The 26,438-nt window shown below is 62.9% G+C and carries 26 protein-coding genes and 1 tRNA gene; 24 read left to right on the top strand and 3 right to left on the bottom strand.

Going from position 1 to position 26,438, the window contains the following annotated elements; all coding sequences use genetic code 11:
* From QOL62_RS05185 to QOL62_RS05175, 3 genes are read left to right on the top strand one after another with little or no spacing between them, the layout of a single operon-like run.
* A complete protein-coding gene (locus QOL62_RS05185) occupies positions 1-783 on the top strand; it encodes a hypothetical protein (RefSeq protein ID WP_283405439.1) in 783 nt (260 codons plus the stop codon).
* Positions 780-3,023 (top strand): hypothetical protein, encoded by a 2,244-nt coding sequence (locus QOL62_RS05180; RefSeq protein ID WP_283405438.1) that lies wholly within the window; start codon positions 780-782, stop codon positions 3,021-3,023. Before QOL62_RS05185 ends, QOL62_RS05180 begins: the two co-directional genes overlap by 4 nt.
* Positions 3,024-3,069: 46 nt before the next feature.
* Positions 3,070-5,253, top strand: a complete 2,184-nt coding sequence (locus QOL62_RS05175; RefSeq protein ID WP_283405437.1) for a hypothetical protein — start codon at positions 3,070-3,072, stop codon at positions 5,251-5,253.
* On the opposite strand, the gene QOL62_RS05170 is transcribed toward QOL62_RS05175, so the two are convergent.
* Complete coding sequence (locus QOL62_RS05170) at positions 5,237-5,392, bottom strand: hypothetical protein (RefSeq protein ID WP_283405436.1); 156 nt, start codon at positions 5,390-5,392, stop codon at positions 5,237-5,239. The two genes, QOL62_RS05175 and QOL62_RS05170, sit on opposite strands and share 17 nt — an antisense overlap.
* A gap of 65 nt (positions 5,393-5,457) precedes the next feature.
* Between QOL62_RS05170 and QOL62_RS05165 the strand changes: the two genes are divergently transcribed.
* The 15 genes from QOL62_RS05165 to QOL62_RS05095 all read left to right on the top strand — a co-directional run bounded on the left by QOL62_RS05165 (position 5,458) and on the right by QOL62_RS05095 (position 17,047).
* Positions 5,458-5,982, top strand: coding sequence for a hypothetical protein (locus QOL62_RS05165; protein WP_283405435.1), 525 nt, complete (start codon positions 5,458-5,460; stop codon positions 5,980-5,982).
* The gene (locus QOL62_RS05160; protein WP_283405434.1) at positions 5,982-7,640 is read left to right on the top strand and encodes a terminase large subunit; all 1,659 of its coding nucleotides are present in this window, start codon (positions 5,982-5,984) and stop codon (positions 7,638-7,640) included. The genes QOL62_RS05165 and QOL62_RS05160 overlap by 1 nt, the downstream gene beginning before the upstream one ends.
* On the top strand, positions 7,637-9,703 hold the full coding sequence (locus QOL62_RS05155; protein WP_283405433.1) for a portal protein: 2,067 nt from the start codon (positions 7,637-7,639) through the stop codon (positions 9,701-9,703). The genes QOL62_RS05160 and QOL62_RS05155 overlap by 4 nt, the downstream gene beginning before the upstream one ends.
* A gap of 6 nt (positions 9,704-9,709) precedes the next feature.
* Entirely contained in the window at positions 9,710-10,033 is a 324-nt protein-coding gene (locus QOL62_RS05150; RefSeq protein ID WP_283405432.1) for a hypothetical protein, read from the top strand.
* A 9-nt stretch (positions 10,034-10,042) separates the two neighbouring features.
* Positions 10,043-11,050, top strand: coding sequence for a hypothetical protein (locus QOL62_RS05145; RefSeq protein ID WP_283405431.1), 1,008 nt, complete (start codon positions 10,043-10,045; stop codon positions 11,048-11,050).
* 60 nt (positions 11,051-11,110) lie between these two features.
* Entirely contained in the window at positions 11,111-12,007 is an 897-nt protein-coding gene (locus QOL62_RS05140) for an SU10 major capsid protein (RefSeq protein ID WP_283405430.1), read from the top strand.
* 210 nt (positions 12,008-12,217) lie between these two features.
* On the top strand, positions 12,218-12,382 hold the full coding sequence (locus tag QOL62_RS05135) for a hypothetical protein (RefSeq protein ID WP_283405429.1): 165 nt from the start codon (positions 12,218-12,220) through the stop codon (positions 12,380-12,382).
* Positions 12,379-12,717, top strand: coding sequence for a hypothetical protein (locus QOL62_RS05130; protein ID WP_283405428.1), 339 nt, complete (start codon positions 12,379-12,381; stop codon positions 12,715-12,717). Before QOL62_RS05135 ends, QOL62_RS05130 begins: the two co-directional genes overlap by 4 nt.
* Positions 12,718-12,723: 6 nt before the next feature.
* Positions 12,724-13,335 (top strand): phage adaptor protein, encoded by a 612-nt coding sequence (locus QOL62_RS05125; RefSeq protein ID WP_283405427.1) that lies wholly within the window; start codon positions 12,724-12,726, stop codon positions 13,333-13,335.
* Complete coding sequence (locus tag QOL62_RS05120) at positions 13,335-13,925, top strand: hypothetical protein (protein WP_283405426.1); 591 nt, start codon at positions 13,335-13,337, stop codon at positions 13,923-13,925. The genes QOL62_RS05125 and QOL62_RS05120 overlap by 1 nt, the downstream gene beginning before the upstream one ends.
* On the top strand, positions 13,925-14,896 hold the full coding sequence (locus QOL62_RS05115) for a hypothetical protein (protein WP_283405425.1): 972 nt from the start codon (positions 13,925-13,927) through the stop codon (positions 14,894-14,896). Before QOL62_RS05120 ends, QOL62_RS05115 begins: the two co-directional genes overlap by 1 nt.
* Before the next feature lie 217 nt (positions 14,897-15,113).
* Entirely contained in the window at positions 15,114-15,320 is a 207-nt protein-coding gene (locus QOL62_RS05110; RefSeq protein WP_283405424.1) for a hypothetical protein, read from the top strand.
* 150 nt (positions 15,321-15,470) lie between these two features.
* Positions 15,471-15,815 (top strand): helix-turn-helix domain-containing protein, encoded by a 345-nt coding sequence (locus tag QOL62_RS05105; RefSeq protein ID WP_283405423.1) that lies wholly within the window; start codon positions 15,471-15,473, stop codon positions 15,813-15,815.
* Between the two features lie 5 nt (positions 15,816-15,820).
* Positions 15,821-16,936, top strand: a complete 1,116-nt coding sequence (locus tag QOL62_RS05100; protein WP_283405422.1) for a tyrosine-type recombinase/integrase — start codon at positions 15,821-15,823, stop codon at positions 16,934-16,936.
* Between the two features lie 34 nt (positions 16,937-16,970).
* Positions 16,971-17,047, top strand: a tRNA-Arg gene (locus QOL62_RS05095).
* Positions 17,048-17,103: 56 nt separating this feature from the next.
* On the opposite strand, the gene QOL62_RS05090 is transcribed toward QOL62_RS05095, so the two are convergent.
* Positions 17,104-18,162 (bottom strand): NAD(P)-dependent alcohol dehydrogenase, encoded by a 1,059-nt coding sequence (locus QOL62_RS05090; protein WP_283405421.1) that lies wholly within the window; start codon positions 18,160-18,162, stop codon positions 17,104-17,106.
* Between the two features lie 329 nt (positions 18,163-18,491).
* Between QOL62_RS05090 and QOL62_RS05085 the strand changes: the two genes are divergently transcribed.
* Together QOL62_RS05085 and QOL62_RS05080 are read left to right on the top strand one after the other, a co-directional pair.
* Complete coding sequence (locus QOL62_RS05085) at positions 18,492-19,310, top strand: calcium-binding protein (protein WP_283405420.1); 819 nt, start codon at positions 18,492-18,494, stop codon at positions 19,308-19,310.
* Between the two features lie 383 nt (positions 19,311-19,693).
* Positions 19,694-21,484: a DEAD/DEAH box helicase gene (locus QOL62_RS05080; protein ID WP_103729860.1), complete on the top strand. Its 1,791-nt coding sequence runs from the start codon at positions 19,694-19,696 to the stop codon at positions 21,482-21,484.
* A gap of 133 nt (positions 21,485-21,617) precedes the next feature.
* Here QOL62_RS05080 and purL read toward each other — a convergent pair whose 3' ends face one another.
* Positions 21,618-23,777 carry a phosphoribosylformylglycinamidine synthase subunit PurL gene (purL, locus tag QOL62_RS05075; protein ID WP_283405419.1) on the bottom strand — a complete coding sequence of 720 codons (2,160 nt, stop codon included), beginning with the start codon at positions 23,775-23,777 and terminating at the stop codon, positions 21,618-21,620.
* A gap of 149 nt (positions 23,778-23,926) precedes the next feature.
* Between purL and QOL62_RS05070 the strand changes: the two genes are divergently transcribed.
* From QOL62_RS05070 to QOL62_RS05055, 4 genes are all read left to right on the top strand, one after another.
* Positions 23,927-24,172 (top strand): exodeoxyribonuclease VII small subunit, encoded by a 246-nt coding sequence (locus QOL62_RS05070; protein WP_103729859.1) that lies wholly within the window; start codon positions 23,927-23,929, stop codon positions 24,170-24,172.
* On the top strand, positions 24,169-25,077 hold the full coding sequence (locus QOL62_RS05065) for a polyprenyl synthetase family protein (RefSeq protein WP_283405418.1): 909 nt from the start codon (positions 24,169-24,171) through the stop codon (positions 25,075-25,077). Before QOL62_RS05070 ends, QOL62_RS05065 begins: the two co-directional genes overlap by 4 nt.
* Complete coding sequence (gene coaD / locus QOL62_RS05060) at positions 25,077-25,595, top strand: pantetheine-phosphate adenylyltransferase (RefSeq protein ID WP_103729857.1); 519 nt, start codon at positions 25,077-25,079, stop codon at positions 25,593-25,595. Before QOL62_RS05065 ends, coaD begins: the two co-directional genes overlap by 1 nt.
* A 109-nt stretch (positions 25,596-25,704) precedes the next feature.
* Positions 25,705-26,397, top strand: coding sequence for a peptidylprolyl isomerase (locus QOL62_RS05055; RefSeq protein WP_103729856.1), 693 nt, complete (start codon positions 25,705-25,707; stop codon positions 26,395-26,397).
* The last annotated feature ends 41 nt before the right edge of the window (positions 26,398-26,438 follow it).

The following is a 26,438-nucleotide window of genomic DNA, read 5'->3' as shown; positions in this document are numbered from 1 at the left end:
ATGGCAACCTACGGACCCGAATACGAGGGCAAAACCGCCATCTCCAAGGATGGCAAGCGGCGCATCGTTATCCGAAACGGTGAAGCCGTCGTCGACACTTCATACACACCACCGGCCTCCTCTGGCGGCCCCGCCAAGACCAGTGCGGACGACCGCAAGGCGCTCATCGCTGCGCAGTCTCGGGCGGCAGCCGAACGTGACGCCATGCGGAGCTATCGCTCGGCAGGCCACGCCATCAAAAAGATCAGCGGCCCCACGAAGGCAGCTTGGCTAGACGCTATCACTCCGAAGCCGGACGGGGGCATCCTCGATAAGATCGGCGGCATCCTCGGCACACCATTCCGCGCCTTGGAAGACGACGAAACACTCGGCGCTATGGACGAGCTGTCCACCGTGGGGGCTTCGGCGGCTCTGAAAAACTCCGCCAACGTGAAGGGTGCCGCGTCCGACAAGGACATGGCGCTCATCCGCCTAGCCGGACTGGGGCCGTACAAGACCCAGGGCGAGAACACCCGCATCGTAAAGGACGCGATGTACCAATCCGGTCTTGAGCAGCTCCGCGCTAAGCTCACGGCCCAGTGGATCGCCCGCAACGGCTCCCTGAGCAACCCGAATGCCAAGGGGCAGACCTTCGAGAGCTACCTCACGCTCGGCGAAGGCATGTACGCCGACCGCATGAGCGGACGCACGAAACCGAGGACCAAGAGCCTCCCGAAGCCACCTCCGAGCGCGAAGGGGGCGAAACCCGTCACCATCGACCTCGAAGGAAACATCGTCGAATGAGCGAGACACGCGTCAAACTCCCGGACGGCTCCTATGTGAACGTCCCCACTGACGATCCTAAGCAGGCCGCCGCCGCCGCAAGCCGCTACTGGCAGCGGAAGCAGCAATCCGCACCGTCCCCCAAGCCAGCCCCAAAGCCCGCCTCCAAGCCAGCCCCGAAGGCTGAGCCGGGGCTCTGGGACCGCTACAAAGGCTTCGTCGACACCGCCGCAGACGCTGCAGGCAATATGTGGGACAACATTGCCCCCAATTGGATGGACGAGCTGTACGCGGCCCCCAGGGCAGCCAAAGCCTTCGTCACAGGCGGGGACGCGGGCAAGGCGTTCCGCGATGCCCAGGCGAAGTACAAGCGTAATCAGGCGAGTTTCGCCAAGAACCATCCGACCGCCAAAGCTGTCTCTACTGGAGCCGGTGTGGTCGCAGGGATGGCCCTCCCGGCAGGCCGAGCACTGAAGGGCGCCAGCATGGGCCGTAAGGTTGCCCAGGGCGCAGGCATTGGTGCCGCCTATGGTGCAGCCGCAGGTGCCGGTAAGGGCGAAGGTCTCGACCTCGGCACCCGTGGAGGCAACGCTGTCGTCGATGGGGGCGCAGGCCTGGCTGTCGGCGCCGCTCTTCCTTATGGCTTCGACCGGATGGGGGCTGCAGGCCGATGGGCCCGTGAGCACGTCCCCGGCGTTGACGCTGTAGCGCAGCGCACCGGGCGAGTTGTCGATCGAATGATCGGAGCGACGGAGCAGCGAGCACCGGCAGCCGTCCAACAGGCCCGCCGAATGCTCGGCCATCACATGAACCAAGGCGAGATCGCACGGGGCCCCGGCATCCCAAGCCGTCCGGCCAACCCCGAGGCAATCGGACAAGAGGTCGCGTACCGCAACGCGATCGGCGTCCCGGCGATGGTCGGCGACGTGACGCAGGACATGCGGGACCTGACGAGCTGGTCCTCCAGGGGCATGGGCCCCGGCCAAAGCATGGTCCGAGAGGCCCTGAACACCCGGAAGGCCTCCGAAGCCGCCCGCGTGCGGCAACACGTCGCTGAAACGCTGCCCACGACCACCGACCCAATCGCCTACGTCGAGCAGGCGAAGCGGGAGGCATCAGCTGCCGCCGCGCCTCACTACCAGGCCGCCTATACGCAGCCGATGTACCGCACCCCTCCGATCCAGGCTATTGAGCAGATCCCCGCCTTCCGCAGGGCTCTCCCGCAGGCCTACGAGAACATCCAGAACCAGATCGACCCGGCGACCGGCCTCCCGAAGGACCCGACCGCCATGGGCTTCCGGTACTTCGAGGGTGACGCAGGGGGACTTCCGCCGAACGTCCCGCACTTCGCTCTCCCAGAGCGGGGCTACGTGGCACTCGATAATGGCCTCTCGACCGAAGGCTACGACCAAGTAATCCGCGCTATGTCCGACAACGGGCGGGCGGCATCCCACGTCAACCCCGTCACCGGCAGGATCGAGAGCACCACCAACTCCGTCCACATCAACAACCGGGCCCGCGACCTCCGAACGGAGCTGATGGGTCAGAACGACCACTATCGCCAGGCCGTGCAAGGCTACGGCGACGACATGGCGATGATCGACGGCTTCAACAACGGTCGCGAAGTAGGCAAGCTCTCCGGCCACGAGATCAATGCGCAGATGCGGGCGATGCCTGACGCTGCCCGTGGTCCCTGGTCGACCGCTGCCGGAACCGCGATGGCCGACGAGGCCTCCCGATATGGCGCCCAGTTCCCGAATGGAAGCACGGCAAACCACGTCCGAAAGATGCTCGGCGACGACACAAAGCAGGCGGCTCTCTCTGAGATGACCGGCAACACTGGTGGCGTGCGCAACCTCCAGGAGCGGCTCGAATACGAGCACCAGGGAAATCTCAACTTCAACGAGATGGCGGGCAACTCTAGGACGGCAGCTCGACAGGCACTCGACAATGACCTCAACGGTTCCGCCTCAGACATCCCGCTTACCCTCAGCGGCGTGCGTGATCGTCTCCTCGGCGCCGTAGTGGCACGCATGGCTCCCTCCTACCGCAACCGCGTGAAGGAAGAAGTCGCAAGGGTCATAACGGCCAGTGACGCCCGAACGGTACGAGAGGCCCTGGCGGCCATCGCTGCCCAGGCTGAGAAGGACGTGAGGTTTGCCGACCTCCTCCACAAGGCAAGCATCGGCACGACCGCGCTCTACGGCTCCAATCTGAAGCCGAGCGGCCACGACCCGGACAAGAACTTCAACCAACCGTGAGGGGCAGGGGGATAACCCTCGGCCCCCCAACCTCCCGGACCTATAAATGACGACTACCAAGCGCCCGAAAGGGGCGTTCGATGACGTCTGGGCGTCGTACAAGCTCCCAGACTACAATGGGCCCCTGAAGCCAGGCGCCAAGTCCCTCGACAAATCCGTGGCGGACACCTGGACCCCCTCCAAGCCGAAGGCCACGAAGAAGCCGGGGGCGAAGCGCAAACCGAACCCCTCAGTGGCCGAGCGCATCCGCAAAGACGGCGGCCTGGGGATGTCAGACGAGACTAAGCGCTGGCTGGGGACCGATGCTCAGGGACCTTTCGGCATCTTCAACAGGGCGTTCGCTGCCCTGGCTGACGTCCCTGTCGGCGCTCTGCAGCTCGCCGGTCATGCTACCGACTGGGCTGCTCAGGCAGCGGACAACGCGTGGGAAGGCTCCGAGGCTGACAAGGCCACGGCGAAGTTCATGGGCGTCCATATGCGGCCCTCTGAACTTATCGGCGGCCTCCCGGAGGCCTTTCCGATCGACGGCGCCTTCGTCGCTCCCCATCCGCCCGCAGGGGCTGCCACGCGCTTTGCCTCGACGAAGACCAAGGGCGTCCTCGCCGACCTCATTCGCGACGAGAAGGGCGCTGTCCCGATCAAGGCGAGCCATTGGTCCGACACACCGGACCTCACTGAGACCGACCCGACAAAGTGGGGCAAGAACCGGAAGGCTGGCTTCATCTCCCGTGCAGAGCGGGCTGAGATGAGTTCCGCACCTCCGCGCACTTATCTGGGCCTTGCCGAAGGAGAGGGCGTCAAGCGTCCGTACAAGAAGGAGGGGGGCCTCGGCCCCTACAAGTACGATACCGAGATAGACCCTGAACGCTATTTCGACGCCAATGGCGACAAGAGCTGGATTACGGAGCGGATTGACCAACTGGAGCGGACGCCTGCGGGCCGCTACGTCTACGGTGACCGGACCTACAGCGGCGCGGGTATCACTGAGCAGCTTATCAAGGATGCAGGCTACGCGGGTTACCGGGTGACCAATGACACTCTTGGAGATGTTGCGGTTGCCTTCGAGCCCCTGCCGGTCACGCGCAGCGAGAAGCCTCTCCCTGGGGCGCCCACGACGACCAAGATCAACGGCGAGCGCGTGACGTTCGGCCCTTATGATCCTCTGCGCACAATGGCCGAGGAGTACGCCCGCGAAAGGGGGCTGAACTATACCCCGCCGACCAGATACGCCCCGGCTGACGAGGCGTTCCATTCCCGCGTAGCCCGTGCCTATGATGAGATGGAGCATAATCCGGCAGACCCGGAGGTCGCGGAAGCATACAGCGCCCTAAAGGCCGAGGTGGCTGATCAGCTGAAGGACCTTCAGGAGCGCGGCTACACGTTCAGCTTTATGGACCCGGAAGACAACCCGTACCCCCACGTATGGCAGGCGATCCAGGACCTGCGCGATAACAAGAAGATGCAGGTCTATCCGACCTCTGCAGGCTTCGGCAGCGGCGACAGGCTCACTCCCGAGATGATCGCCGACAACCCGCTCCTGGAGACGGTCCCTGGCGTCCAGTGGCGCGGCAAGGACGTGACCTACAACGACGCGTTCCGGGCTGTCCATGACGCACTGGGCCACGCCAAGGAGGGTGTAGGCTTCCGTGCTAACGGCGAGAACCATGCCTATCTGCAGCACCTGCCCACCTTCAGTCCTGCAGCCCAGCGAGCGCTCGCTTCGGAGACCCTGGGGCAGAACAGCTGGCTCAACTTTGGACCGCATGGGAAAACCAACCGCACTGCATCCGTCGAGGACACAGTTTTCGCCGACCAGAAGGCGGGGCTCCTACCTGACGATTTGATCTTCGGAGGCCAAGCCGCCGAGTTCATGCCGGACCCGCGCACGACGGCCTATGGCAAGCGTGAGATGGTGAAGAGGGGAGGTGCGCTAGGCGCCGCACGCACCTGGGACCTCGAAGGCATGAAGGCCGCCCTAGCCGAACGTGCCCCGAAGGCCCCTCCGTCGCCGATTGACCGGGTCATGCAGGCGCTCAGCAACCACTCCATCGGGCACCGGCTGACGCTGGACGACATCGTTAAGAAGGACTTCCCGGAATACCAGGGTCCGGGCTACTCGCCGGAGGCGAAGGAAGCCTTCCGGCAGCGTCTGTCGCAGGAGCCCACGTTCCTGGAGGCTGCTCTACGGGCCTACGTGCCCGCCGAAGACGGCTCTAGTTTGCCGAACTAGGCAGGTCGAGAGCGGCCCTCACGCAGCGCTCATAGACTTGCATATGGTACATAAACTGGTCGGTCACCTCGACCTTGCCTGCCCGCAAGACGTTCGTGAGCGCTTCGTCGATCATATCGTACCGCTCTTGCGCTGTCATGGGTCGCTTCTCGTTGGGCATCCGCTCCGAGTACCTGAACCGGCCCCCACAATTCAAGGGTTTCTATGCCAACCAAGCCAACCGGGCGGCCCCGTGGCCGTCCTAAGGGGGCTAAGAACATCCCGAAGGTCGAGGACTTCGTTGCTGAAGCCCTGGCCGGAAGGGTGGAAGTCCCTGAGCCCAAGCCCAAGGCGGCCCCACGCGGCCCCTGGGCGGGATTAACCCCCGAGCAACGCAGCGAATACGCACGCAAGCTCGCCGCTAAACGGAAAGGTCCGAGCGGTGGAAGACGCGTTGGCGTCCCCCGCACCCTGACCGTCGAACAATTCGAGGCCCGCAAGGCCGAACAAACCATCATCGTCGAAAGGATCATGAAGAAGATGGCCGAAAACGACCAACTTCCCGACGACCCGCGAGCCGTCGAGGCTCTTAAGGAAAGCATGGTCATCCTCCGCACCCAGGAGGACGCCAAGCTCAAGCTCGCAGCTGCCCGCCTGGTCTTGGATTTTACCAAAGCCAAGCCGACCTCCAAGCAGGAGATCACCGTTAAGACCGCCGAGGATTACCTCGACGAGATCGCCGACGACTGATGTCCTCCCCAGCCAACGCGGAGCGTCGGAAGGCGACCCGCAAGCGGCTCCTAGAAGACTACGAGTTCTACGCCCGCAAGGTCCTAAAGATCAGGACCAAAGACGCCAGGGTCATCCCTTTCCAGCTTAACCGCGCCCAGCTCCGCTTCCTCGAAATGGTCATTCGTCAGTGGAAGGAGACGGGCCGAGTCCGCATCGTGATCCTGAAGGCTCGCCAGCTGGGTCTGTCCACCGTGATCGGCGGCTTCCTGTATTGGTGGATTAGCCAGCACAAGGCCACCAAGGGCATCGTCGTGACCCACAAGGGAGAGGCCACCTCCGCACTCTTCGATATGACGAAGCGCTTCCATGCGGAGATGATCCCTCTCCTCAAGCCTCACACCGAGCGTGCAAACGCCCGAGAGCTGAAGTTCGACAAGCTCGACAGTGGCTACATGGTCGCAACCGCAGGCGCCGATACTGTCGGTCGCGGCGAAACCCTCCAGCTGGCCCACCTCTCCGAGGTAGGCCTATGGCCCAAGGGGAAGGCGCGGGAGATCATGAACGGCCTCTTGCAGGCCATTCCTGAGGTCGAAGACACCTTCGTATTCGTCGAGAGTACCGCACGCGGTATGTCCGGCCCGTTCTACGAGATTTGCCAGGGAGCCCAGCAGGGCACCAATGGCTACCTCCTGTGCTTCATTCCGTGGTTCATGGACGAGAAGTACGCCATCCCGGTAACCGAGGACTTCGTTCGTACCCATGAGGAGCACGAGCTGGCCCTCAAGGTCCTGGAGGAATACGGCGACGTACTGACGGACGAGCAGTTGCTCTTCCGCCGCAGAAAGATCGCCCTCGACGGCGAGCCCCTGTGGAACCAGGAATACCCGACGTTCCCCAAGGACGCCTTCCTGACTTCCGGCGCCCCCGTGTTCAACCTGATGAAGCTACACGCCCGCCTGGAGAACCTGCCCGACATCCTTCATCGGATGGATTACTGCCCGATCGAGCAGACCATGAAGCCGGACCCGCGAGGGCGGCTGCTCATGTACGCCGAGATCAATCCTCACGAAGAGTACACCATCGGCGTCGACGTCTCCAAGGGGACGGGCGGCGAGGGCGACAACTCAGAGGGGGACTGGTCGGTCGCCCAGGTCCTGGACAGCAAGAAGCGGCAGGTGGCCGTATGGCGCGGCAAGGTCGAGCCCGATTACCTGGCGACGATCCTCTATCATCTGGGGATGCTCTTCAACGAGGCCCGAATGGGCATCGAGTTCAACAACCACGGCATTCTGCCCAACACCTTGCTCTTTAAGACGGGCATCATGGTGAAGGGAGAAACGAAGACCTACGGCAACCTCTATGTCCGGGAGGTCTACGACAAGACCACCGACGAGACGCGGGAGGAGCTTGGCTTCTACACCGACGTCAAGACCCGCCCCCTTATCATCGACGAGCTGCGCTCCGCTGTCCGCGAGGACGTGATCCAGCTTAACGACGCAACCACCATCGACGAGATGACGTCCTTCGTGGCCGACCCCAAGACGGGGAAGATCGAGCACGAGGTAGGCTGCCACGACGACTGCGTCATGGCGCTCGCCATCGCTAACCACATCCACGAGGGCGCCTGGTCACTGATCGAGAACCAGGACGACGATTACTTCGAGATACCAGAATGAAAAGCAAACCGACCGCGCTGTCGGATGAACAGCTCCTGTCCGCTTGTCGGCATCAGGCGCAAGAGGGCACCGCCTTCCTGGACACCAAGCTCGCCGAAGAGCGGCGCAAGGTCACCCAGTACTACCTCGGCAAGGCGCCCCTTCCAATGCGCGAGGGCGGCTCCAAGTTCGTCTCCCAGGACGTTTACCTCTCCGTCGAGACCATGAAGGCAGAGATCGTCGAGACTTTCGGCGCAGGCTCTAAGATTGTCCAATTCTCCCCCCAGGGCCCCGAGGACATCGTACCTGCCCGCCATGCCACGGCCTACTGCGAATATGCGGTCCACCGCCGCAATGATGGCCTCCTGTCATTCCAGGACATCGTCCACGACGGCCTGACGTGCCGTGCAGGCATCGCCAAGGTCTTCTGGGACCGACGCGAGGATGTCGACGTCTATCGCCTCAAGGGCGTGCCGTATGAGCAGGCCTCCGTCCAGCTCTCGCAGCCCAACGTGCGCCTCACGGGCAAGCCGAAGGTGACCGAAGGCCCGAACGGCGAGCCCCTGATCGACGCCGAATACGAAGTGGTGACCGATTGCTCACAGGTGACTTTCGAGGCCGTACCGCCCGAAGAGTTCATCATCGGCGGCAGGACCCGCAAGCTCGACAAGGCCCGATACCTTGCTCACCGCTACCGCTGCACCCTCGGGGAGCTGGTAGAGGACGGCTACGACATGGAGCTGGTCTATTCGATCACGACCGGCGACGACGACTTGGCTCTCGACACCGAAGTCATGCAGCGCGAGGAGGACACCCTCACAGGCCTCTACAGCGACGACGACTTTCCCGACGAAGCCAGTCGGATGGTCACGGTGTACGAAAGCTACATCCGCATCGACGCTCTGGGCACCGGCAGCCAGCAGCTATGGCGAGTGGTCCACTGTGGCGACGTAATGCTCGATAAGCAGCGCGTCTCGGATCACCCGTTCCTGGCCTACGTCCCACAGCCAATCCCTCACACGTTCTGGGGGAACAACTTCGCAGCCCGCACGATCCCTCATGCCAACACCAAGACCACGCTCACCCGTGCGATCCTGGAGCAGGCTGTCGAGGCGACGAACCCCCGCTGGCAGGTTGCCCGTGGCGGCGTAGCGAACCCCCGCGAGCTGCTCGACAACCGCAGGGGCGGCGTGGTCAACGTCCGAGACGTCAATTCTAGCGTGGCGCCTCTTCCCCAGTCGCCCATCAACCCCTTCGTCCTCCAGACGATCCAGATGGTGGACAGCGACCGAGAGGACACGACGGGCATTTCCCGCCTGTCGCAAGGCCTCGATAAGAAGGCCCTGAGCCACCAGAACAGCAAGGGGCTGGTCGAGCATCTGTCCGATGCGTCGAAGACCCGAACCAAGGTTATCGCCCGCAACTTCGCCCTGCAGTTCGTCTCCCAGCTCTACCTCAAGGTCTACAAGCTGGCTTTGGAGAACGAGAGCCAGAAGCAGATGCTGGAGATCGGTGGCGAGTTCGTCCCGATCACTCCCGCAGCCTGGAAGGCCCGCCGCGACGTCTCCGTCGATATGTCCCTCGGGTACGGCGAACGTGACCAAGTGGTGGCTGACATGGCCGACCTGCATCAAGCACTCCAGGGAAGCCCGAAGATGGCCCGCGTTTATGGCGAGAAGCAGGCCTACAACCTGTGGCGCGACACCCTGAACATCAAGGGCGTCAAAAACGTCGCCGACTACTTGGCAGACCCGGAGACCCTGGGGCCGCCCGAGCAGGACCCGAAGCAGCAGGCAGAGATCGCCAAGCTGCAGAAGGAAGCCGAAGTCATGGAACGCCAGCAGGCACTTCGCGAGCAGCAGGTCATGGACACCATCGCACGCGAAAACGCCGAGCTGGAATGGAAGCGCCTTACTGGGCAAGCCGACATGGCCGCACGTCAACAGGCCGAAGACCGGAAGGACCGCGAGACGGCCAACCGGATCGACATCGCCTTGGCCGAGTTGGAGCTTGCTCTCCACGCTCAGATCACCGCCGCCCCGGAGAACACGAAGCTCACAGCCATCGCGTCTCCCAACAGCTAAGGGAATATGGACGACACGCACCTCACCGAAGAGGAGCTGCGCAAGGTCACCGAGGGGGAGGCAGCCGCCTCTCTCTTGGAGAGCCCCGCGTACCTTCTCGCCATCGAGAGGGTCCGCTCCCAGTGCGCGGAGGGCATCCTCAGGAGCGCCCCAGGCGACACCGCCCAGCGGGAGCACCTCTACAACCTATCTCGTGGCCTCGCAGCCGTGACCGAAGAGCTGGTCTCAATCCAGTCTGAAGGTCAGGCCATCGCCGAGAATGCCACGCGATCAACCCCCGGCACCGACGACACCGACCTCTTCCAGGAGGAAACAGGTGCCGAATACTGAAAGTGAAAAATGAGCATCCCAGCGGATGACATTACCAACACTGGCCCGTCAGATGACGACGCCATGGCCTCCCTGATGGCCTCCATGCTCCCTCCGAAGGGTGCTAAGGGCAACGAGGGAGACGAAGACGAAGACGACCAGAACGACGACGATGGTCAACCGATCGACGATGACGACGACGACGATGGGGACGACCCAGAAGACGACGACAGCGACGATGGGGACGATGACGATGGGGAAGGGGACGACGACGACAATCCTCAGGCTCCCCAGGCCGCCCCGGTGGCAGACGAAGCCGTAGTCTCTGTCGAAGTCGACGGGCAGGCAACGGAGTTCACGGTCGCCCAGCTCAAAGCGATGGCGGCACAGGGCCCCGAGCTGTCCCGCAAGTCCCAAGAGGCCGAGCTGGTAGGCCAGCGTGCAGCAACGGTCCTTCGTGGATCGCTGCAACTGGTGACTGAAGACCTGGAGGCCTACAACGGCGTCGACTGGGTCCTCGAAGGCCAGCGCATGGACCCTGGCGAGTTCCAGTGGCACCGGGAGAACTACACCCGGCTCCAGGGCCGCTATCAGCGGCTTGTGGGTGCCGCCGAGCAGTTCGGGAAGGAAGCCAACGAGCGCCAGACGGCCCAGCTCCAGGAGCAGGCTGTCGCTGCCGTTCGTGCCCTCCAGGACCCGACGTCCGGCATCAAGGGCTTTGGCCCCGAGATGTACAAGGAGATCGTCCAGTTCGCCGTAGCCGCAGGGCTGCCCGAAGATGACGTCTCCCAGATCGTCAACCCGAACGTCCTTAAGATCATCAACGACGCACGCCTCTACCGGGCCGCCCAGAAGGCGACCGGCGAGAAGGTCCAGATGGCGCCGAAGAAGGTCCGACGCTCCGGTGGCAGCGAAAGCATCCCGACGAAGACCGAGAAGGTCCAGAAGAACCTGGAGCGCAAGGTGAAGTCGGGACAGGCCTCCGACAGCGATGCAATGGCCCTGCTCATGGGCCGATGGGGAGTGAAGGGCAAGTAAGCCCTCACGTCCCCTCAACAATCCAACAATACCTCACTTTCAAAGAGAAAAGAAAAACACATGCCTACTTTCAAGACCTACGACACCGTTGGTGCCAAGGAAGACGTTTCGGACGTCATTTCGATGCTGACGCCGCACAAGACCCCGTTCACCACCGCTATCGGCGGTGCGGAGACCGTGAAGCAGAAGCTCTACAGCTGGCAGGAAGACGAGCTGGAGGGCGGCAAGGACAACGCCCAGGTTGAAGGTTTCGACGCCACGGAAGAGGCCTGCGACACGACCGAGATGCTGCAGAACACCACGCAGATTTTCTCGCGCACGATCAAGCTCTCGGGCTCGCTGCAGGCGACCGACCACTATGGCCGCGCCAATGAGCTGGCCCGCCAGATCGTAAAGAAGGGCAAGTCGCTGCGCCTCGACCATGAGCGGGCGCTGGTAGGCGTCGACCAGGCCATGGTCCTCGGCTCGGATACGGTCGCCCGTCGCTTCGCTTCGGCTTCGCAGCTGGTCCATATCGACAATAAGATCGACGCAGCAGGTGCCGACCTGAGCGAGGCCATGGTCCGCGCAGCGATCCGTAAGGCCTTCGACAGCGGCTCGGAAGGCGCCGAGACCTTCATGGTGAAGCCCACCGACGCCGAGCTGGTCTCGGAGTTCGCAGGTACCGCCGAGCGCGTCCGTGACGTTGGCGCCAAGCCGACCCAGATCATGGTCAAGGTGGACATCTACACGACCGCGCTGGGCACCCTCCGCGTGACGGTGAACCGCGAGATCAAGCCGGACTTTGCGCTCCTGTTCGACCCGAGCATGTGGCGCCTAACGACCCTCAAGGGCCGCACCTGGTTCCGCGAGACGCTCGCCAAGACCGGCGACAACACGAAGATCATGCTCGCTGGCGAGTACGGTCTGAAGCACGACAACCGCAAGGGCGCTGTGCTCATCCAGGGCCTCAAGTAAGGCCTCCGGCACTCCCCTGGTCCCCTAACGGGGGCCGGGGGCCCGTGCCTTATATTTTCAATGTCCCAGCCCGACCCCCGGCTGAACCAGTGGCAGCTCCGATTTGATGCCTCCCTGAAGGCAGCTCAATCATCCCAGCGCCCAGGCGAAAGCCCCCAACAGTTCCAGCAGCGCCGAGCGGCGGCCAACGAGGCCCTACGCCAGCTGCAGATGTCGAAGCCCACCGGCCCCACTCCTCAGGGGCGTGGCAGCTTCGGCCAGCCTGTGGCCCCCAAGACCAACCAGAAGCAGCAGCCCGCCCCGAAAGGCGGCATGGGCAGCGTCTTGGGGGCCGCTCTCAGTCCAATCATCAATGCCATGCGTGGCGAGCAGTGAATACCCAGAGTACCCTACATACCATCGTCGACAGCACCGATCGCCTCCACTTGGAGGTCGACCGAAACCTGAAGATTACCTCCGGCGCCATCGAAGCGTCCCAAGAGGTACCCGACGAAGTCTTGCGGCGCATCCGCGACACCCGCGACTACCAGGACGCCAAGTTCGCCCCCGACGACGTGAAAATCGCTGAGCTACCGGGCGCCTTGGTCGACCATTGGTACCGACAAGGCTTCAGCATCTGGGACCCGAACATCACGGCCCAGGACATTCTCAACCGACTGCAGCGCGAAGACCTTTCCGCCTTCATCTGCACGTCGAAGACCTTTCGGTAATAGACGATGAGCTTCGGCAGACTTAAAACGCGCTTGCGGGCGCTTATCAATCGCAAGGACCTGACGGACGAGCTTGCCGGAGACTTCGTCCTCGACGCCATCTCGGCTATTGAGCGGGTCCTCCGCATCGGCCCGATGGAAATCCTCCTGGTCAAGTCGGACTGGGACGGCGCACGCAACGCAGTGTCCCTCCCGCCGAACCTCCTGGAGACCATCACCGTGTTTACGGAGAAGGGTGAGCTGGACTTCGCCGACCTGGACAGCTTCCTCAAGTACGAGGGCACTGGGAAGCCTGCGATCTACACCAGGGTCGCCGACCGCTACCTTGTGAAGCCGACGCCGAGCCCCGGCACCGTCCTCTATGTCCACTACTACGGCGAGACCCTTCGCCCGACTTTGGACGACGATAAGACCGTCTGGACCGAGGCTGGCTTCCTGGCGACCCTTTACAAGGCCGCCCAGCTGGCCGCTGACTTCTACCAAATGGAGGCCGACGTCGTGGGCGGCTATCAAAGCCGATACGAGGAGCACGCCGTTGCCCTGGAGCAGCAGGCGCTCTCCGAAGCCTGGTCGGCCCGCATCACCATTCCAGCACCCACCAACGTAGGCGAATACTGATGCCTGACAGCATCCACGACACCTCCTTCTACGCTCTGGGAGCCCTCGACCTCACGGGACCCCAGGGCCCTCCCGGCGCGACTGGCCCCGCAGGACCCGCAGGTCCTCAAGGCCCCGAAGGCCCTCCCGGCGATCAGGGCATCCAGGGACCGCGAGGCCTCCAGGGCCCGCAAGGCCCCGTTGGCCCTGAAGGCCCCATTGGTCCTGAAGGTCCTCCAGGTCCGATCGGCCCAGCAGGCCCTGAAGGTCGCGGCTACACTATCCCGGTGAACTTCACGTACACGCCCACAGCCAGCGAGCGTCTCCTGGCGCACGCTTTCGTCGACACCGTGACCTTCCCCACCAACTTCGTAGGAGCCTCCTCCGGCTTCTGTCTCACGCCGCCCACGGACTACTTCGCCATGGCCTTCATCAAGAACGGCGTGGAGGCGGCGAGAGTGGTTGTTGCTCCTGACGGCTCCGTGTCGTTCTCCACCTTCAACGTACCGCTGGCCTTCGTGCCTGGCGACCGCCTCATCGTTCAATGCCCCGCGACCACTGACGCTTCGATTGCGGACTTCGCGGCCTCCATCAAGGGAACCCGCGTCTAATGGCGAACAAGACCTTTTTCGTCGGAACCTGCTTCGACACGATCCAGCCTGGTCCCGGCTCCCGCGATGATGGTAGCCGAGTAACGATCAACGGTGGCTCCTCGACCAACTTCGTGGAGTGCCGCATGACGGACCCGGAGACTGGAGAGCACGCGGGACAAGCGGCGGCCTGGTTTCATTTGACGTGGGATTACGCAACGGCCAGCAACCAGAGCAACTTTTACCCCATACAGGTCTATAAGGCAGGCGACACAAGCGCTCCTGTCTTCCGCTTCGCTGGTGTGTCTGGCGGCGTTTGGTCTGCTCAGTACAGATCGGGGGACACATTCACCGAGGCGGGGACCTTCGCCTGCGTCAACGATAAGTGCGACTTCTTGATCGACATCCCCCAGGGCACGATCAAGGTGTACACAAACGGCCAGGCCGCGCTGGTGGCTACGGGGCTAGACCTGTCGGACCTGGAGAACCTTGCGACCCTCAGGCTGGGAGCGAACCGCTCTTACAACGAGGATTGTGGTTTCTCAGGCATCCTCATCGCAAACTACAATACGATCGGCCACGTTGTTTCCCGGAAGAGCCCCAACGCCAACGGGGTGAACAACGCCTGGACCGGGACATTTGAGGATGTGGACGAGGGCCGCCTCGACGACACCGACAACGTGACGGCAGAGGGCGTGGGCCTGAAGCAGGGCTTCACCGGCCCTGCTTTCCCTGCGCCCGCCTCGGGCAGCGTGGTGAAGGCCGTCGTGGTAGCCACCCGTGCCCGAAACAACGGGACCGCGCCTCCGCTCAACATCCGCCACTACCTGCGCCTCAACGGTACGGACCACACGACGGCCTATAGTCATCCTCAGATCGACGAGGGCTTCAATCCACTCTTTACCACCTGGGACCTGAACCCAGAGACGGGCAGGGCATGGAGCAGTGCGATCGAGGGTGACGTCGAGTTCGGCATGGAGGCGCTGGCCTAATGTCCCTGACGTCTACAAAGGTAGGCGCGTATATCGTCGAAGGGGCGCCTCCAGGGCCTCAGGCCTCGAAGGTCTCCCAGATGCTTGTCTCGGGTCCGTTCCAACCACTCACCGTGTCGCGGATCGGCTATTACCTCGTGACGGCTCCCCCCAAAGACCCGCGTCGTCGGATAAACTTCATCCCTTAGAGTTAAATCAAATGCCCCAAGATGACACAGTGGTCATCGAGCGCCTCGCACGCGTCGAGACGAAGATCGACTTCATCATCGAACGGGACCGAAAGACCGCAGAAACCCTGGAAGATCACGACCTCCGCATCGGCAAACTGGAGAGCAGTTTGAAGCTGCTCGCCACAATCGGTGCGGTGATTGTCTTTGTGATCACATTCTTCCAGGACTGGATTAACACCCAACTCCTCGGCTAAGGCGCCCTAGAGACCCCCCTTCACCGGGGGTTTCTTTTCATGTGGGATTGTTGACAATCGGCAACCTTTTCCGTATGTGTTCGTTAGGACACTGAACGGGAGGAAACAGAACGACAGTGTTCTGGTCGCCGACTTTAAGGGGAAGTTACGATGACCGAAGAAGAATTGAAGATCATCGCGAAGGCAGACCGCTTAAATCGACTGTGGCGCACGGCGATCGACCCACTGGTACCTACCCAGGTTGTGGAGGCGTTTCTTAAGGTCGCCCAAAATGAAGGCGTAACTCTCACCGAGTTGGCTGACAAATTGGGGACCAACGTCTCGACGGCGAGCCGACAACTGCTCGACCTGGGCGAACGTAACCGCAAGCGCGAGCCTGGCTATCAGCTGGTCACCCGCGAACCCGACCCGATGAACCTCCGCACCAACAGGTACTCCCTGACCCCCAAGGGACGTCTCCTGGCGCAGGAGGTTGTGTCCATCATGAAGGAGTAACGCTAATGGCGATTTACGCCGACAAACGAAATGGGAAGCTCACCGGACGCTTTCGCGTGGAGCTTCAGAAGGGCGCCGAGCGATACCGCAAGCGCCACGACAGCATGGCCGAGGCAGAGGCAGACGAGAAACGCGTTCTGGCCGCCTGGGAGGCCGGTGAGGACCCGAAGGAGGAGCCGAAGGCACCTGAGGTGGCCGTAGAGGGCGTGACGCTCTCCAAGGCCATCCAGCTGGCTGAAGGCATCCTCTGGCGGGGCATCGCCAGCGAAGCCGGTAACTGGCAGCACATCCGCTTCGTCGAGCGCACCCTCGGAGGGAACATCTCCCTGGATGCTATCGACACTGAGGCTGTCCGTAAGGTCCTGAAGGCGGCTGATGACAAGGGCATCGCTGACGGAACCCTCAACCGCTACATCTCCCATATCCGCACGTTCCTCGAATGGCATTTCCAGGAGGGCAATCGGAAGGAGAGCATCGCGGCAATCCGTTGGGACTGGCGCAAGGAGAGCAAGGGACGCCTCCGATGGCTTACGTTCGCCGAGGAGGACCAACTGCTTTCGTTGCTGCCTCCGGCCACGGCCAAGCTGGTTAGGGTGGCGATCGACACCGGATGCCGCCGAGAGGAGCTGATGGGCGCTAAGATCGACCAGGTGGACCAGGAGGGAACGGACGACGGTCTTTTCCACATCTGGAAGACCAAGAACAACGAAGCCCGCTCCGTCCCCATCAGCGCTGAGACGGCCAAACTGCTCCGTGAGTTGCTGAGTGGGGAGATGCCTTCCAAGCGGTCCTTGAGGCGCCACTGGGACAAGGCGAAAGCCACGATGGGCTTGGCGTCAGACGGCGAGTTTGTCTTCCACACCTGTCGTCATACATGCGCCACCCGCATGGTGGATGCTGACGTCGACATCCTTGTGATCAAGGAATGGTTAGGCCACAAACGGATAGAAACTACGCAACGCTATGCAAAGGTAAGGGGTAAAAAGTTGGCCTCGATCCTCGCCCGTGTGGGGGGATTAAGGGCACTGGAGGCTGGAAACTCCAGGAAAACTGGGCTCCCCCACACTCCCCCACAAGTTTCCCCCCGTGGGGGGATGGGGCAGATTGACATGGCAGCCTGAATAGTGAAAGGGCCGTTTTCCGCTGCTTTATTATGCGCCCGTAGCTCAGCAGGATAGAGCACCAGATTCCTAATCTGGGGGCCACAGGTTCGAATCCTGTCGGGCGCACCATCTCCAGCTATTCGAATGTGAAACGGCGACCACTTGAGGGTGGCCGCCGACCGGCATCACGCCGCAGCGTCAAGCGAGGCGTTGTCGATGACGAAGCGGTAGCGCACGTCGCTGCGCGCCATTCGTTCGAAAGCGGTTTCGATCTGCTGTATATCAATCATCTCAATGTCCGAGACGATCCCGTGTTCGGCGCAGAAGTCGAGCATCTCCTGCGTCTCTGCGATACCGCCGATGAGCGATCCCGCAATCGTCTTGCGTCCGAAGATGAGGCCGCCGACGTTGGGCGAGGGGTGGGGGTGCTCCGGCACACCAAGCATTATCAGCGCTCCATCGCGGTGCAGCAGGTTTACGTAGGTATCAAGGTCGTGGCTGGCGGCCACTGTATCGATGATGAGGTCGAACGAGCCCGCGTGCTGTGCCATCTGGTCCGGCTCCCGGCTCACCACGGCTGCGTCCGCGCCGAGATTGATCGCGTCCTGGCACTTCCCGGGCGTCGATGTGAATGCGACGACATGTGCTCCCATGGCATGGGCGATCTTGATCGCCATGTGGCCCAGGCCACCGATACCAACCACACCGACCTTCTTGCCTGGGCCGGCGTTCCAGTGCCGCAGCGGAGAGTACGTCGTGATGCCGGCGCACAGGAGTGGGGCAACCGCGGCGAGCTGGTCTGCGGGGTGGCGGATGCTGAGGACGAAACTTTCATCCACGACAATCCCTTCCGAGTACCCACCGAACGTATGTCCCGGGGCGTCGGAGGTGGCGCCATTGTAGGTGCCTACGAAGCCCTTTTCGCAGTAATTCTCAAGACCATCATGGCATGAGCTGCATTCGCCGCAGCTGCCCACCATGCAGCCGACGCCAACTGTGTCGCCGACCGTGAAACGCGTCACCTCGGGGCCGGTGCGCCGGACTGTACCAACGATTTCATGGCCCGGGACACAGGGGAAGTGAGTGCCGCCCCACTCCCCACGCACGGTGTGGAGATCCGAATGGCAGACCCCGCAGAAGGCGATGTCGATTTCCACGTCGGTCGGACCTGGTTCCCGGCGATCAATGGCGATGGGTTCGAGCGGACGGTCGGCTGCATGAGCGCCATAGGCCTTCACGTGCATGGCTGTTCCTTTCAGCGGAAGATAAGGAAGGATCAGGAGGAAGACTCCTTTCGCGGCAAATAGTGGCGGCTTTCCCGAGATATTAGGTGGATCGGGTTTCATGCAGCGGTGAGTTCCGCTCAGGAGTGCCCGTAAGCTGATCCGGTTTGGATTAAATTGCCGTCACCTACGCGACATTCGGCGCGATTGGAGTTTTGCTGCGCCGGAAGCCAGTCGCGCGAGAGACGCTCATGCCACATTTTTCACGCCGAGAGTTCATGGGGTCCCTCGCGGTCCTTGCCCTTATGCCGGCTAAGAGTCGCGCAGCCCCAAGGTCTCGGGACCGCATCATGGTTCAGGGGCGGCCGCAGGATACCGGCTCGCTGTACAAGGTTCGTAATATAATCCCGGCGCTGGACCAACTTGGTGGGGTGAGGAAGATGCGGTGCCGCGATCCCTATTCGGGTACCCCCGGATGGAACACGTACGTAGGCCTGGCACGGGAAGGCGTGACGTTTTGTTTTACCTTGTCCGTCCGCGACATCGCCCGCACCCTCTCGGACCTTCGCGCTTTTCTCGCGGCCGCACCCTCATCGATCTGGGCTATCGAGTTTCCCAACGAGCCCGATCTCAACCCCGTCACCTACAAGGGCACGAAGGACGCCCGGCTCGGCTTTCGAACCGGCAACGCACCCGCTTTCATGGCCTACATCGGCGACATGGCGACGGCCTTGCGATCCGACCCGATCTTGAGCGCCATCCCCTTGATCGCCAGCAATGACTACATGCAGGCCGAGCAGAAGCCGTACACTGACTTCGGCAACACCCATATCTACCCACGACCGGCAACGAACGTCGAGGATCGGCTCGACGTGTTGGACCGCCGGCTGGCTGGTGCAGGCCAGAGCCACTGTGTGATTACGGAGTGGGGGCGCACGACCGGAGGCGGTGAGGGGAATGTCACTTCTCCCCCTGTTTCGCTGGAGGATCAGAGGAGGCTGCTCGCCAAAGACGTCGCGAGCGTCCTGTCTCGTCCGACGGTGCACGTCCTCAACATCTATGAACTGTTTTCCTGGGGCGGTTCGAGCGAGATGAACAACTTTGGTCTTTTTAATGCCGATTTGTCGCCGCGACCGGCAGCGGTTGCTCTACGATCGCTGTTGACTTGACGTTAATGAGGCGCACCCATTGCGACGCTGCAGAACGTTCTCTATGATACCGGTAGGTAGGAGTGCAGTTTAAACCCCTCAAACATTACGAAAAACGTGTTCAGAAATATGGAGCCAGCGGGAGCTGAGGGCCTCTCCGCGACGTCCGGCGCAATAAGGCCCACTCGCAGACCAAAACGACACGCCGCCGGCGGTTCAGACACCGGATGCACATAATTTCAGCGGCTTTGCCGTCGCGAAACGGCGATAGTTGAAATTGAAGCGCGCAAAGTTCCGGGATTTGGTCTATGGGACGGTCAACCGGTGCGCCCGAGGGCGACCCACGCAGCCCTCCTTACGCTCTTTCAAAGCCGCTCGACAGCGGCAGGATTCGTTGTTCATCTATGACTTTTTCGCAGATTCCCCAGCTTCTCGCCGAGGCGCTTACCGGCCATGGCTACGAGACGCTGACGCCCGTGCAGGCAGCCGTTACCGAATCGGAGGCGCGCGGCCGCGACCTCATCGTGTCGGCACAGACCGGTTCTGGCAAGACCGTCGCGTTCGGCCTTGCCATGGCCGACGAACTGCTTGCTGACGATGCGCTGGCTTATGCCAGCACCCCCTTGGCGCTGGCCATCGCACCCACGCGTGAACTTGCCCAGCAGGTCAGTCGCGAACTGGAATGGCTCTATGCAAAGACCGGCGCGCGCATCGTCACCTGCGTCGGCGGCATGGACCCCGTGAAGGAACGCCGCCAGCTGGAGCGCGGCGCAGCTATCGTGGTCGGAACGCCCGGGCGCCTGCGGGACCATCTGGAGCGTGGCAAGCTGGACCTGTCGAGCCTGCGCGCCGTCATCCTCGACGAGGCGGACGAGATGCTGGACATGGGTTTCCGCGAGGATCTCGAGGAGATTCTCGACGCGACCCCCGAGGGGCGGCGGACGCTGTTGTTCTCCGCCACCATGCCCCGCCCTATCGAGGCGCTGGCGCAGCGGTACCAGACCAACGCCCTGCGCATCTCGACTGTCGGTGAAAACCGCGGTCATGGTGACATCGCCTACAAGGCAGTCGCCGTCGCGCCGTCGGACATCGAGCATGCCGTCGTCAATCTCCTGCGTTTCCACGAGGCTGAGACCGCAATCCTGTTCTGCGCCACGCGTGACAACGTGAAGCATCTGCACGCCACTCTGGTCGAGCGCGGCTTCTCGGTCGTCGCACTTTCAGGCGAGCATTCGCAGAATGAGCGGAACAACGCCCTGCAGGCCCTGCGCGATCGCCGCGCACGTGTCTGCGTGGCGACTGACGTGGCCGCGCGCGGTATCGACTTGCCCTCGTTGAGCCTCGTCATCCACGTGGAAATTCCGCGTGATGCGGAAACTCTGCAACACCGTTCCGGTCGTACCGGCCGCGCCGGGAAGAAGGGCACGGCCGTGCTGCTGGTTCCGTATCCGCGCCGTCGCCGCGTCGAGATGATGCTGCGCGGTGCCAGGATCGAGGCGGAGTGGGGCGAAGCCCCGACGCCCGAAGCCATCCGCGCACAAGACCGCGAGCGCCTGCTGGAGAAGCTGCTGGCGCCGGTCGAGGTGGAAGATGACGACCGCGAACTCGCCAGCGTTCTCCTTGAGTCGATGAGCGCCGAAGACGTGGCCGCCGCACTGGTGCGGGCGCACCGTGCGGCCATGCCGCAGCCGGAGGAACTACTCGGCAACTCTCCTGAGGCACGCCAGAAGCGCGAGCGTCCGGGATTCGACGACGTCGTATGGTTCCGCATGGATGTGGGGCGCGAACAGCGTGCCGAGGCGCGTTGGATCCTGCCGGTGCTTTGCCGCCGTGGCCACGTCACCCGTGACGCCGTGGGCCAGATCCGCATCAACGCCGATCAGACTTACTTCCAGATCCCTCGCGCACAGGCGGACCAGTTCGCTCGCGCCGTCGAGCGGACCGCTCGTGACGACGGCGAGTACGAAGCGACCATCCGCATCGAACGCGCTCCGGACACGCCGCGTGACGCTGCACGCCACCGCAGCCGTGACCGCGATGGACCGCAGGGCCGTGGTCGCCGTCCGCACGGAAACGGGCCGCGCTCCGAGGGCGAAACCGGGCAGACTTATCGTCCGCGTCCGACCGGTGGCCGGCAGGACCGTCCCGGCGGCGGAGGCAAGCCCTTCCACAAGAAGCCGAAGAAGAGCTGGTAAGCACGGGCGGGGGGCGCCGCGATCCGCGCCCCCTGCTCCCGATGCGATGCTGGCTCACCAGTCAAAGAAAAACCCCGGCCACTCAGAAGAGTAGCCGGGGTTTTTCTCGCGGTCCGTTGGCGGAATAGACCGTTCAGGCCTCCATCCACTCCCGGAAGAATGCGTCGTTGGCTTCGCGTAGCGCGGCGATCTCCACGCCCGCCACTGTGGTGCCGCCGACGGTGCCGATCTTCACGGCTTCGGGCAGGGCTGTGCCTGCCGGCGCGGTGACGACGTAGCGCGACTGATCTTCGCCGAAGGCCTGCGCCGTCGTGAGTTCGGCCTCAAGTGTACAGCCCAACCCACTTGCCAGCGCCATTTCGGCGAGGGCGACCAGAAGGCCGCCGTCGCTCACGTCGTGAACGGCCGTGACCTGGCCGTTACCGATCCACTCGCGGATGAGGGCGCCGTTGTGCGTCTCCGCCTTGAGGTCGACCGCCGGTGCATCGCCCGCCTCCTGACCGGCGATTTCCTTCAGCCACACCGATTGGCCGAGATGAGTGCCTTCGCCGCCCAGAAGAAAGATTTCCTCTCCTTCAGCCTTGAACGCTACCGTCGCCATCTTGTCGTGGTCAGCCAGGATGCCGACACCGCCGATAGCTGGCGTGGGGAGAATGGCGGAACCGCCGCCGGTCGCCTTGGACTCGTTGTAGAGGGAGACGTTGCCCGAGACGATGGGGTAATCCAGCGCGCGGCAGGCGTCACCCATGCCGTTCAAACAGCCCACGATCTGCGCCATGATCTCCGGCCGCTGCGGATTTGCGAAGTTCAGACAGTTCGTGATGGCAAGCGGAAGGCCGCCCACCGCGCTGATGTTGCGGTAGGTTTCCGCCACGGCCTGCTTGCCGCCCTCGTACGGGTCGGCGTAGCAGTAGCGCGGAGTGCAGTCGGTGCTGATCGCGAGGGCCTTGCGCGTACCATGCACGCGAACGACCGCAGCATCGCCACCGGACTTCTGCATGGTGTCGGCGCCGACCTGGCTGTCATACTGCTCCCAGATCCACTTGCGCGAGGCGAGGTCCGGGGTACCCATTAGCGTGAGCAGGTCAGCCCCGACGTCGGCGCTCTCGCTGACATGGCCAAGCGCTGGGACCGCTGCCCACGTCTTGTATTCCTCAGCCGTGACATAAGGACGTTCGTATTCCGGCGCATCATCGGCCAGCGGGCCGAGTGGGATGTCGCAAACGACTTCACCGTCGAACTCAAGAACCATATGGCCGGTGTCGGTGACCTCGCCGATCACCGCGAAGTCGAGTTCCCACTTGCGGAAAATCGCCTCGGCCATGGCTTCCTTGCCGGGCTTGAGAACCATGAGCATGCGCTCCTGACTCTCGCTCAGCATCATTTCGTAGGGTGTCATCGCCTCTTCGCGGCAAGGCACCTTGTTCATGTTCAGGCGAATGCCCGCGCCGCCCTTGCTGGCCATTTCGACCGACGAGGAGGTGAGCCCGGCGGCGCCCATATCCTGTATGGCGACGATCGCGTCGGTCGCCATAAGTTCGAGGCAGGCTTCGATCAGCAGCTTCTCGACGAACGGATCGCCGACTTGAACGGTGGGCCGCTTCTCGTCGATGTCATCACCGAAATCAGCCGAGGCCATGGTCGCGCCATGGATTCCGTCGCGCCCGGTCTTCGAGCCGACGTAGACGATCGGATTGCCCAGGCCCGTTGCCGCACAATAGAAGATCTTGTCGGTATCGGCTACGCCGACGGTCATCGCATTGACGAGAATATTCCCGTCGTAGGCCTTGTGGAAGTTCGTTTCGCCACCGACCGTCGGTACGCCCACGCAGTTGCCATAGCCGCCAATGCCGGCAACCACGCCCTTGACGAGGTGCTTCATCTTGGGGTGGTCCGGCCGACCGAAGCGCAGGGCGTTCATGTTCGCTACGGGGCGAGCGCCCATGGTGAAGACGTCGCGCAGGATCCCGCCGACGCCGGTGGCCGCACCCTGATACGGCTCAATGTAGCTCGGGTGGTTATGACTTTCCATCTTGAAGATGGCAGCCTGGCCATCGCCGATGTCGATCACACCTGCGTTTTCGCCGGGCCCCTGGATGACCCAGGGGGCCTCGGTCGGCAGCTTCTTGAGGTGGAACCGGCTCGATTTGTACGAGCAATGCTCCGACCACATTACCGAGAAGATGCCTAGTTCCACGAGGTTCGGCTCGCGTCCCAAGGCGTGCAGCACACGCTGGTATTCCTCGGGGCTGAGGCCATGCGCCTCGACGACGTCAGGGGTGATTCCGGTCATGAGATGCGCCTTAGCCATCTCGGTGGCCTGGCGCTAGACCGTTGGCCTGCCGATGCGCAAGATGGTGTCGCGTCTGTCGCTCGCGCACTTGTGGCGGTAAATCCGCGCCGCACCTTGACCGCCACGAGTGCTCCCGCCATTGCTGAGGCATGGATGCCGAGACCCAGACCATAGACACACTCAGCTTTGAAGACGCTTTGCGCGCGCTGGAGACGATCGTGCGTCAGCTCGAAAGCGGTGACGTGCCTCTGGAGGATTCGATCTCGCTGTACGAAAAAGGCGAGAAGCTGCGCCAGCATTGCCAGAAGCGGCTCGATGCCGCGCAGGCGCGGATCGAACGTATCGTTGCGGGACCGGATGGCGCCGCCGCCAGCACGCAACCCTTCGACTTATGAGCGCCGTGGGGGTGGCTGATTCGCTGCTGGCCGGTGGACTGGCCCGGATCGCGCAGGAAATCGAAGCCGCGTTTGATGCGATGCTGCCCGTGCCGGACGATGCACGCGCGAGGCTGGTCGAGGCGATGCGTTACGCCACGATCGGTGGCGGAAAGCGGTTGCGGCCGCTGCTGCTGACGGCCGTGGCCGAGATGTACGGCGTCCAGCGCGAGGCTGCAATCCGGGCCGGCGTCGCAATCGAATCCATTCACGTCTACTCGCTCATTCATGACGACCTGCCGTGCATGGACGACGATGCCCTGCGGCATGGCAAACCTACGCTTCACCTGGCCTTCGACGAAGCTACCGCCGTTCTGGCCGGTGACTCGCTCCACGCCTTCGCATTCGAGGTACTGGCGGACCCAGCCACGAGCGCGGATCCTTTCACGCGGATCGAACTTGTGCGCACGCTGGGCACTGCCAGCGGTGCGCAAGGGATGGCGGGTGGACAGATGATGGACCTCGTGGCTGAAACGAGCGAATTCGACCTGCCGACCGTCACACGGCTACAGCAGTTGAAGACGGGTGCGCTTCTTGGCGCCGCTGTCGAGATGGGAGCGATCCTGGGGCGTATGCCGCCGGAGGGGCGCATTCATCTCCGCGGCTATGCGCGCGATATCGGGCTGGCGTTCCAGATCGCAGATGACCTGATCGACCATGAAGGTGACGCGGCGCGTGCCGGGAAGGCCGTCGGCAAGGACGCCGCTGCCGGCAAGGAAACCTTCGTGTCCCTGCTCGGCCCGCAGCGGGCCCGCGAACAGGCGCGCATGCTGGTGGAGCAGGCGATAGGCCACTTGGTCCAGCATGGAAAAGAGGCCGACCTGCTGCGCGCGGTGGCCCGCTACATCATCGAGAGGGATCATTGATGACTTCGCCTGAACGGATCGGCGTTTACCCAGGTACTTTCGACCCGATCACGCTTGGTCATGCCGACATTATTCGCCGGGGCGCGAAGCTGGTCGACAAGCTTATCATCGGCGTGACGACCAACCCGTCGAAAAACCCGCTTTTTTCGCCCGAGGAACGCATCGCGATGGTCGAGCGCGAGGTGCTGGCGCTCGGCATCGAAAACGTCACGGTGGTCGGCTTCAATGCGCTGCTGATGAAGTTCGCGCAAAAGCAGAACGCCTCCGTCATCGTGCGTGGCCTGCGCGCGGTTGCCGACTTCGAGTACGAATACCAGATGGCCGGCATGAACCAGCAGCTGAATTCAGCCATCGAAACGGTCTTTCTCATGGCAGACGTGAGCCTGCAGCCGATCGCGTCGAAACTGGTGAAGGAAATCGCCATGTTCGGGGGCGATATTTCGAAGTTCGTCAGTGTTGCGGTTCGCGAAGATGTGGAAACCCGCATCGCCAAGAAGGGACTCATGGGGGACTATTGAGGTCGCATCACATGCGATCCGGCAGCAGAAATCGTTCATTGTGTCGACAGCGGGCGCGCTCTATCGAATTCGCCTGCGGCTCGACCGTGATTTACCAGGTGACAGATAGATGAAGTTTCGCCTCCCGCTGACCGCGTTGATGCTGGGCGCTGCGCTTGCCGCGATGCCGGCCGTCGGCAAGGACAAGGACAAGGAGCCGGCCGCAACGCCTGCTCCGGCCGCGTTGCCGACCGCCGTGGACATGAACATCTCCCACGAACCGGAAAATGTGCTCCTGCTTGACCTTTCGAACGGCGGCAGGGTGGCCATACGCCTGATGCCGGAATGGGCGCCGCGCCACGTAGAACGGATCAAGTCGCTGACGCAGCAGGGGTTCTACAACGGTGTGATCTTCCATCGTGTCATCGACGGGTTCATGGCACAGACCGGCGATCCGACAGGAACGGGGCAGGGCGGTTCGGAACTTCCGGATCTCACGGCCGAGTTCAACGCGATGCCGCACCTTCGCGGCACGGTCTCGATGGCGCGCACGAACGACCCGAACAGCGCAAACAGCCAGTTCTTCATCGTGTTCTACCCCCGCTTCGCGCTGGATCGGAAATACACGGTGTTCGGTCGCGTGATTTCAGGAATGTCCTATGTGGACGCGATTCAGCGCGGGGAGCCGCCTGAGAACCCTACGCGCGTCGTCCAGGCCTCGCTCGCGTCCGAAGGAAAGGCCGCGCCTGCGGTTTCGCCCGCGCCAGCGGGAGCGCAGCCGGTCCCCTCGGTTTCCGAGTTGAACAACTCGCGGTCGAACTGATCCGTCGCCTCGCGCTTGTGGAAGCGCGCGCTCTGGTCTAG

Source organism: Novosphingobium panipatense (assembly GCF_900182875.1).
Lineage (GTDB): Bacteria > Pseudomonadota > Alphaproteobacteria > Sphingomonadales > Sphingomonadaceae > Novosphingobium > Novosphingobium panipatense.
This window is presented reverse-complemented; position numbering and strand designations above follow the sequence as displayed.

What these genes read in the sequence shown, in the direction of transcription:
- QOL62_RS05185 (WP_283405439.1), top strand. Translation starts at nt 1, where the DNA reads ATGGCAACCTACGGACCCGAATACGAGGGCAAAACCGCCATCTCCAAG.
- QOL62_RS05180 (WP_283405438.1), top strand. Translation starts at nt 780, where the DNA reads ATGAGCGAGACACGCGTCAAACTCCCGGACGGCTCCTATGTGAACGTC.
- QOL62_RS05175 (WP_283405437.1), top strand. Translation starts at nt 3,070, where the DNA reads ATGACGACTACCAAGCGCCCGAAAGGGGCGTTCGATGACGTCTGGGCG.
- QOL62_RS05170 (WP_283405436.1), bottom strand. Translation starts at nt 5,392, where the DNA reads ATGACAGCGCAAGAGCGGTACGATATGATCGACGAAGCGCTCACGAAC.
- QOL62_RS05165 (WP_283405435.1), top strand. Translation starts at nt 5,458, where the DNA reads ATGCCAACCAAGCCAACCGGGCGGCCCCGTGGCCGTCCTAAGGGGGCT.
- QOL62_RS05160 (WP_283405434.1), top strand. Translation starts at nt 5,982, where the DNA reads ATGTCCTCCCCAGCCAACGCGGAGCGTCGGAAGGCGACCCGCAAGCGG.
- QOL62_RS05155 (WP_283405433.1), top strand. Translation starts at nt 7,637, where the DNA reads ATGAAAAGCAAACCGACCGCGCTGTCGGATGAACAGCTCCTGTCCGCT.
- QOL62_RS05150 (WP_283405432.1), top strand. Translation starts at nt 9,710, where the DNA reads ATGGACGACACGCACCTCACCGAAGAGGAGCTGCGCAAGGTCACCGAG.
- QOL62_RS05145 (WP_283405431.1), top strand. Translation starts at nt 10,043, where the DNA reads ATGAGCATCCCAGCGGATGACATTACCAACACTGGCCCGTCAGATGAC.
- QOL62_RS05140 (WP_283405430.1), top strand. Translation starts at nt 11,111, where the DNA reads ATGCCTACTTTCAAGACCTACGACACCGTTGGTGCCAAGGAAGACGTT.
- QOL62_RS05135 (WP_283405429.1), top strand. Translation starts at nt 12,218, where the DNA reads ATGTCGAAGCCCACCGGCCCCACTCCTCAGGGGCGTGGCAGCTTCGGC.
- QOL62_RS05125 (WP_283405427.1), top strand. Translation starts at nt 12,724, where the DNA reads ATGAGCTTCGGCAGACTTAAAACGCGCTTGCGGGCGCTTATCAATCGC.
- QOL62_RS05120 (WP_283405426.1), top strand. Translation starts at nt 13,335, where the DNA reads ATGCCTGACAGCATCCACGACACCTCCTTCTACGCTCTGGGAGCCCTC.
- QOL62_RS05115 (WP_283405425.1), top strand. Translation starts at nt 13,925, where the DNA reads ATGGCGAACAAGACCTTTTTCGTCGGAACCTGCTTCGACACGATCCAG.
- QOL62_RS05105 (WP_283405423.1), top strand. Translation starts at nt 15,471, where the DNA reads ATGACCGAAGAAGAATTGAAGATCATCGCGAAGGCAGACCGCTTAAAT.
- QOL62_RS05100 (WP_283405422.1), top strand. Translation starts at nt 15,821, where the DNA reads ATGGCGATTTACGCCGACAAACGAAATGGGAAGCTCACCGGACGCTTT.
- QOL62_RS05090 (WP_283405421.1), bottom strand. Translation starts at nt 18,162, where the DNA reads ATGCACGTGAAGGCCTATGGCGCTCATGCAGCCGACCGTCCGCTCGAA.
- QOL62_RS05085 (WP_283405420.1), top strand. Translation starts at nt 18,492, where the DNA reads ATGGTTCAGGGGCGGCCGCAGGATACCGGCTCGCTGTACAAGGTTCGT.
- QOL62_RS05080 (WP_103729860.1), top strand. Translation starts at nt 19,694, where the DNA reads ATGACTTTTTCGCAGATTCCCCAGCTTCTCGCCGAGGCGCTTACCGGC.
- purL (WP_283405419.1), bottom strand. Translation starts at nt 23,777, where the DNA reads ATGACCGGAATCACCCCTGACGTCGTCGAGGCGCATGGCCTCAGCCCC.
- QOL62_RS05070 (WP_103729859.1), top strand. Translation starts at nt 23,927, where the DNA reads ATGGATGCCGAGACCCAGACCATAGACACACTCAGCTTTGAAGACGCT.
- QOL62_RS05065 (WP_283405418.1), top strand. Translation starts at nt 24,169, where the DNA reads ATGAGCGCCGTGGGGGTGGCTGATTCGCTGCTGGCCGGTGGACTGGCC.
- coaD (WP_103729857.1), top strand. Translation starts at nt 25,077, where the DNA reads ATGACTTCGCCTGAACGGATCGGCGTTTACCCAGGTACTTTCGACCCG.
- QOL62_RS05055 (WP_103729856.1), top strand. Translation starts at nt 25,705, where the DNA reads ATGAAGTTTCGCCTCCCGCTGACCGCGTTGATGCTGGGCGCTGCGCTT.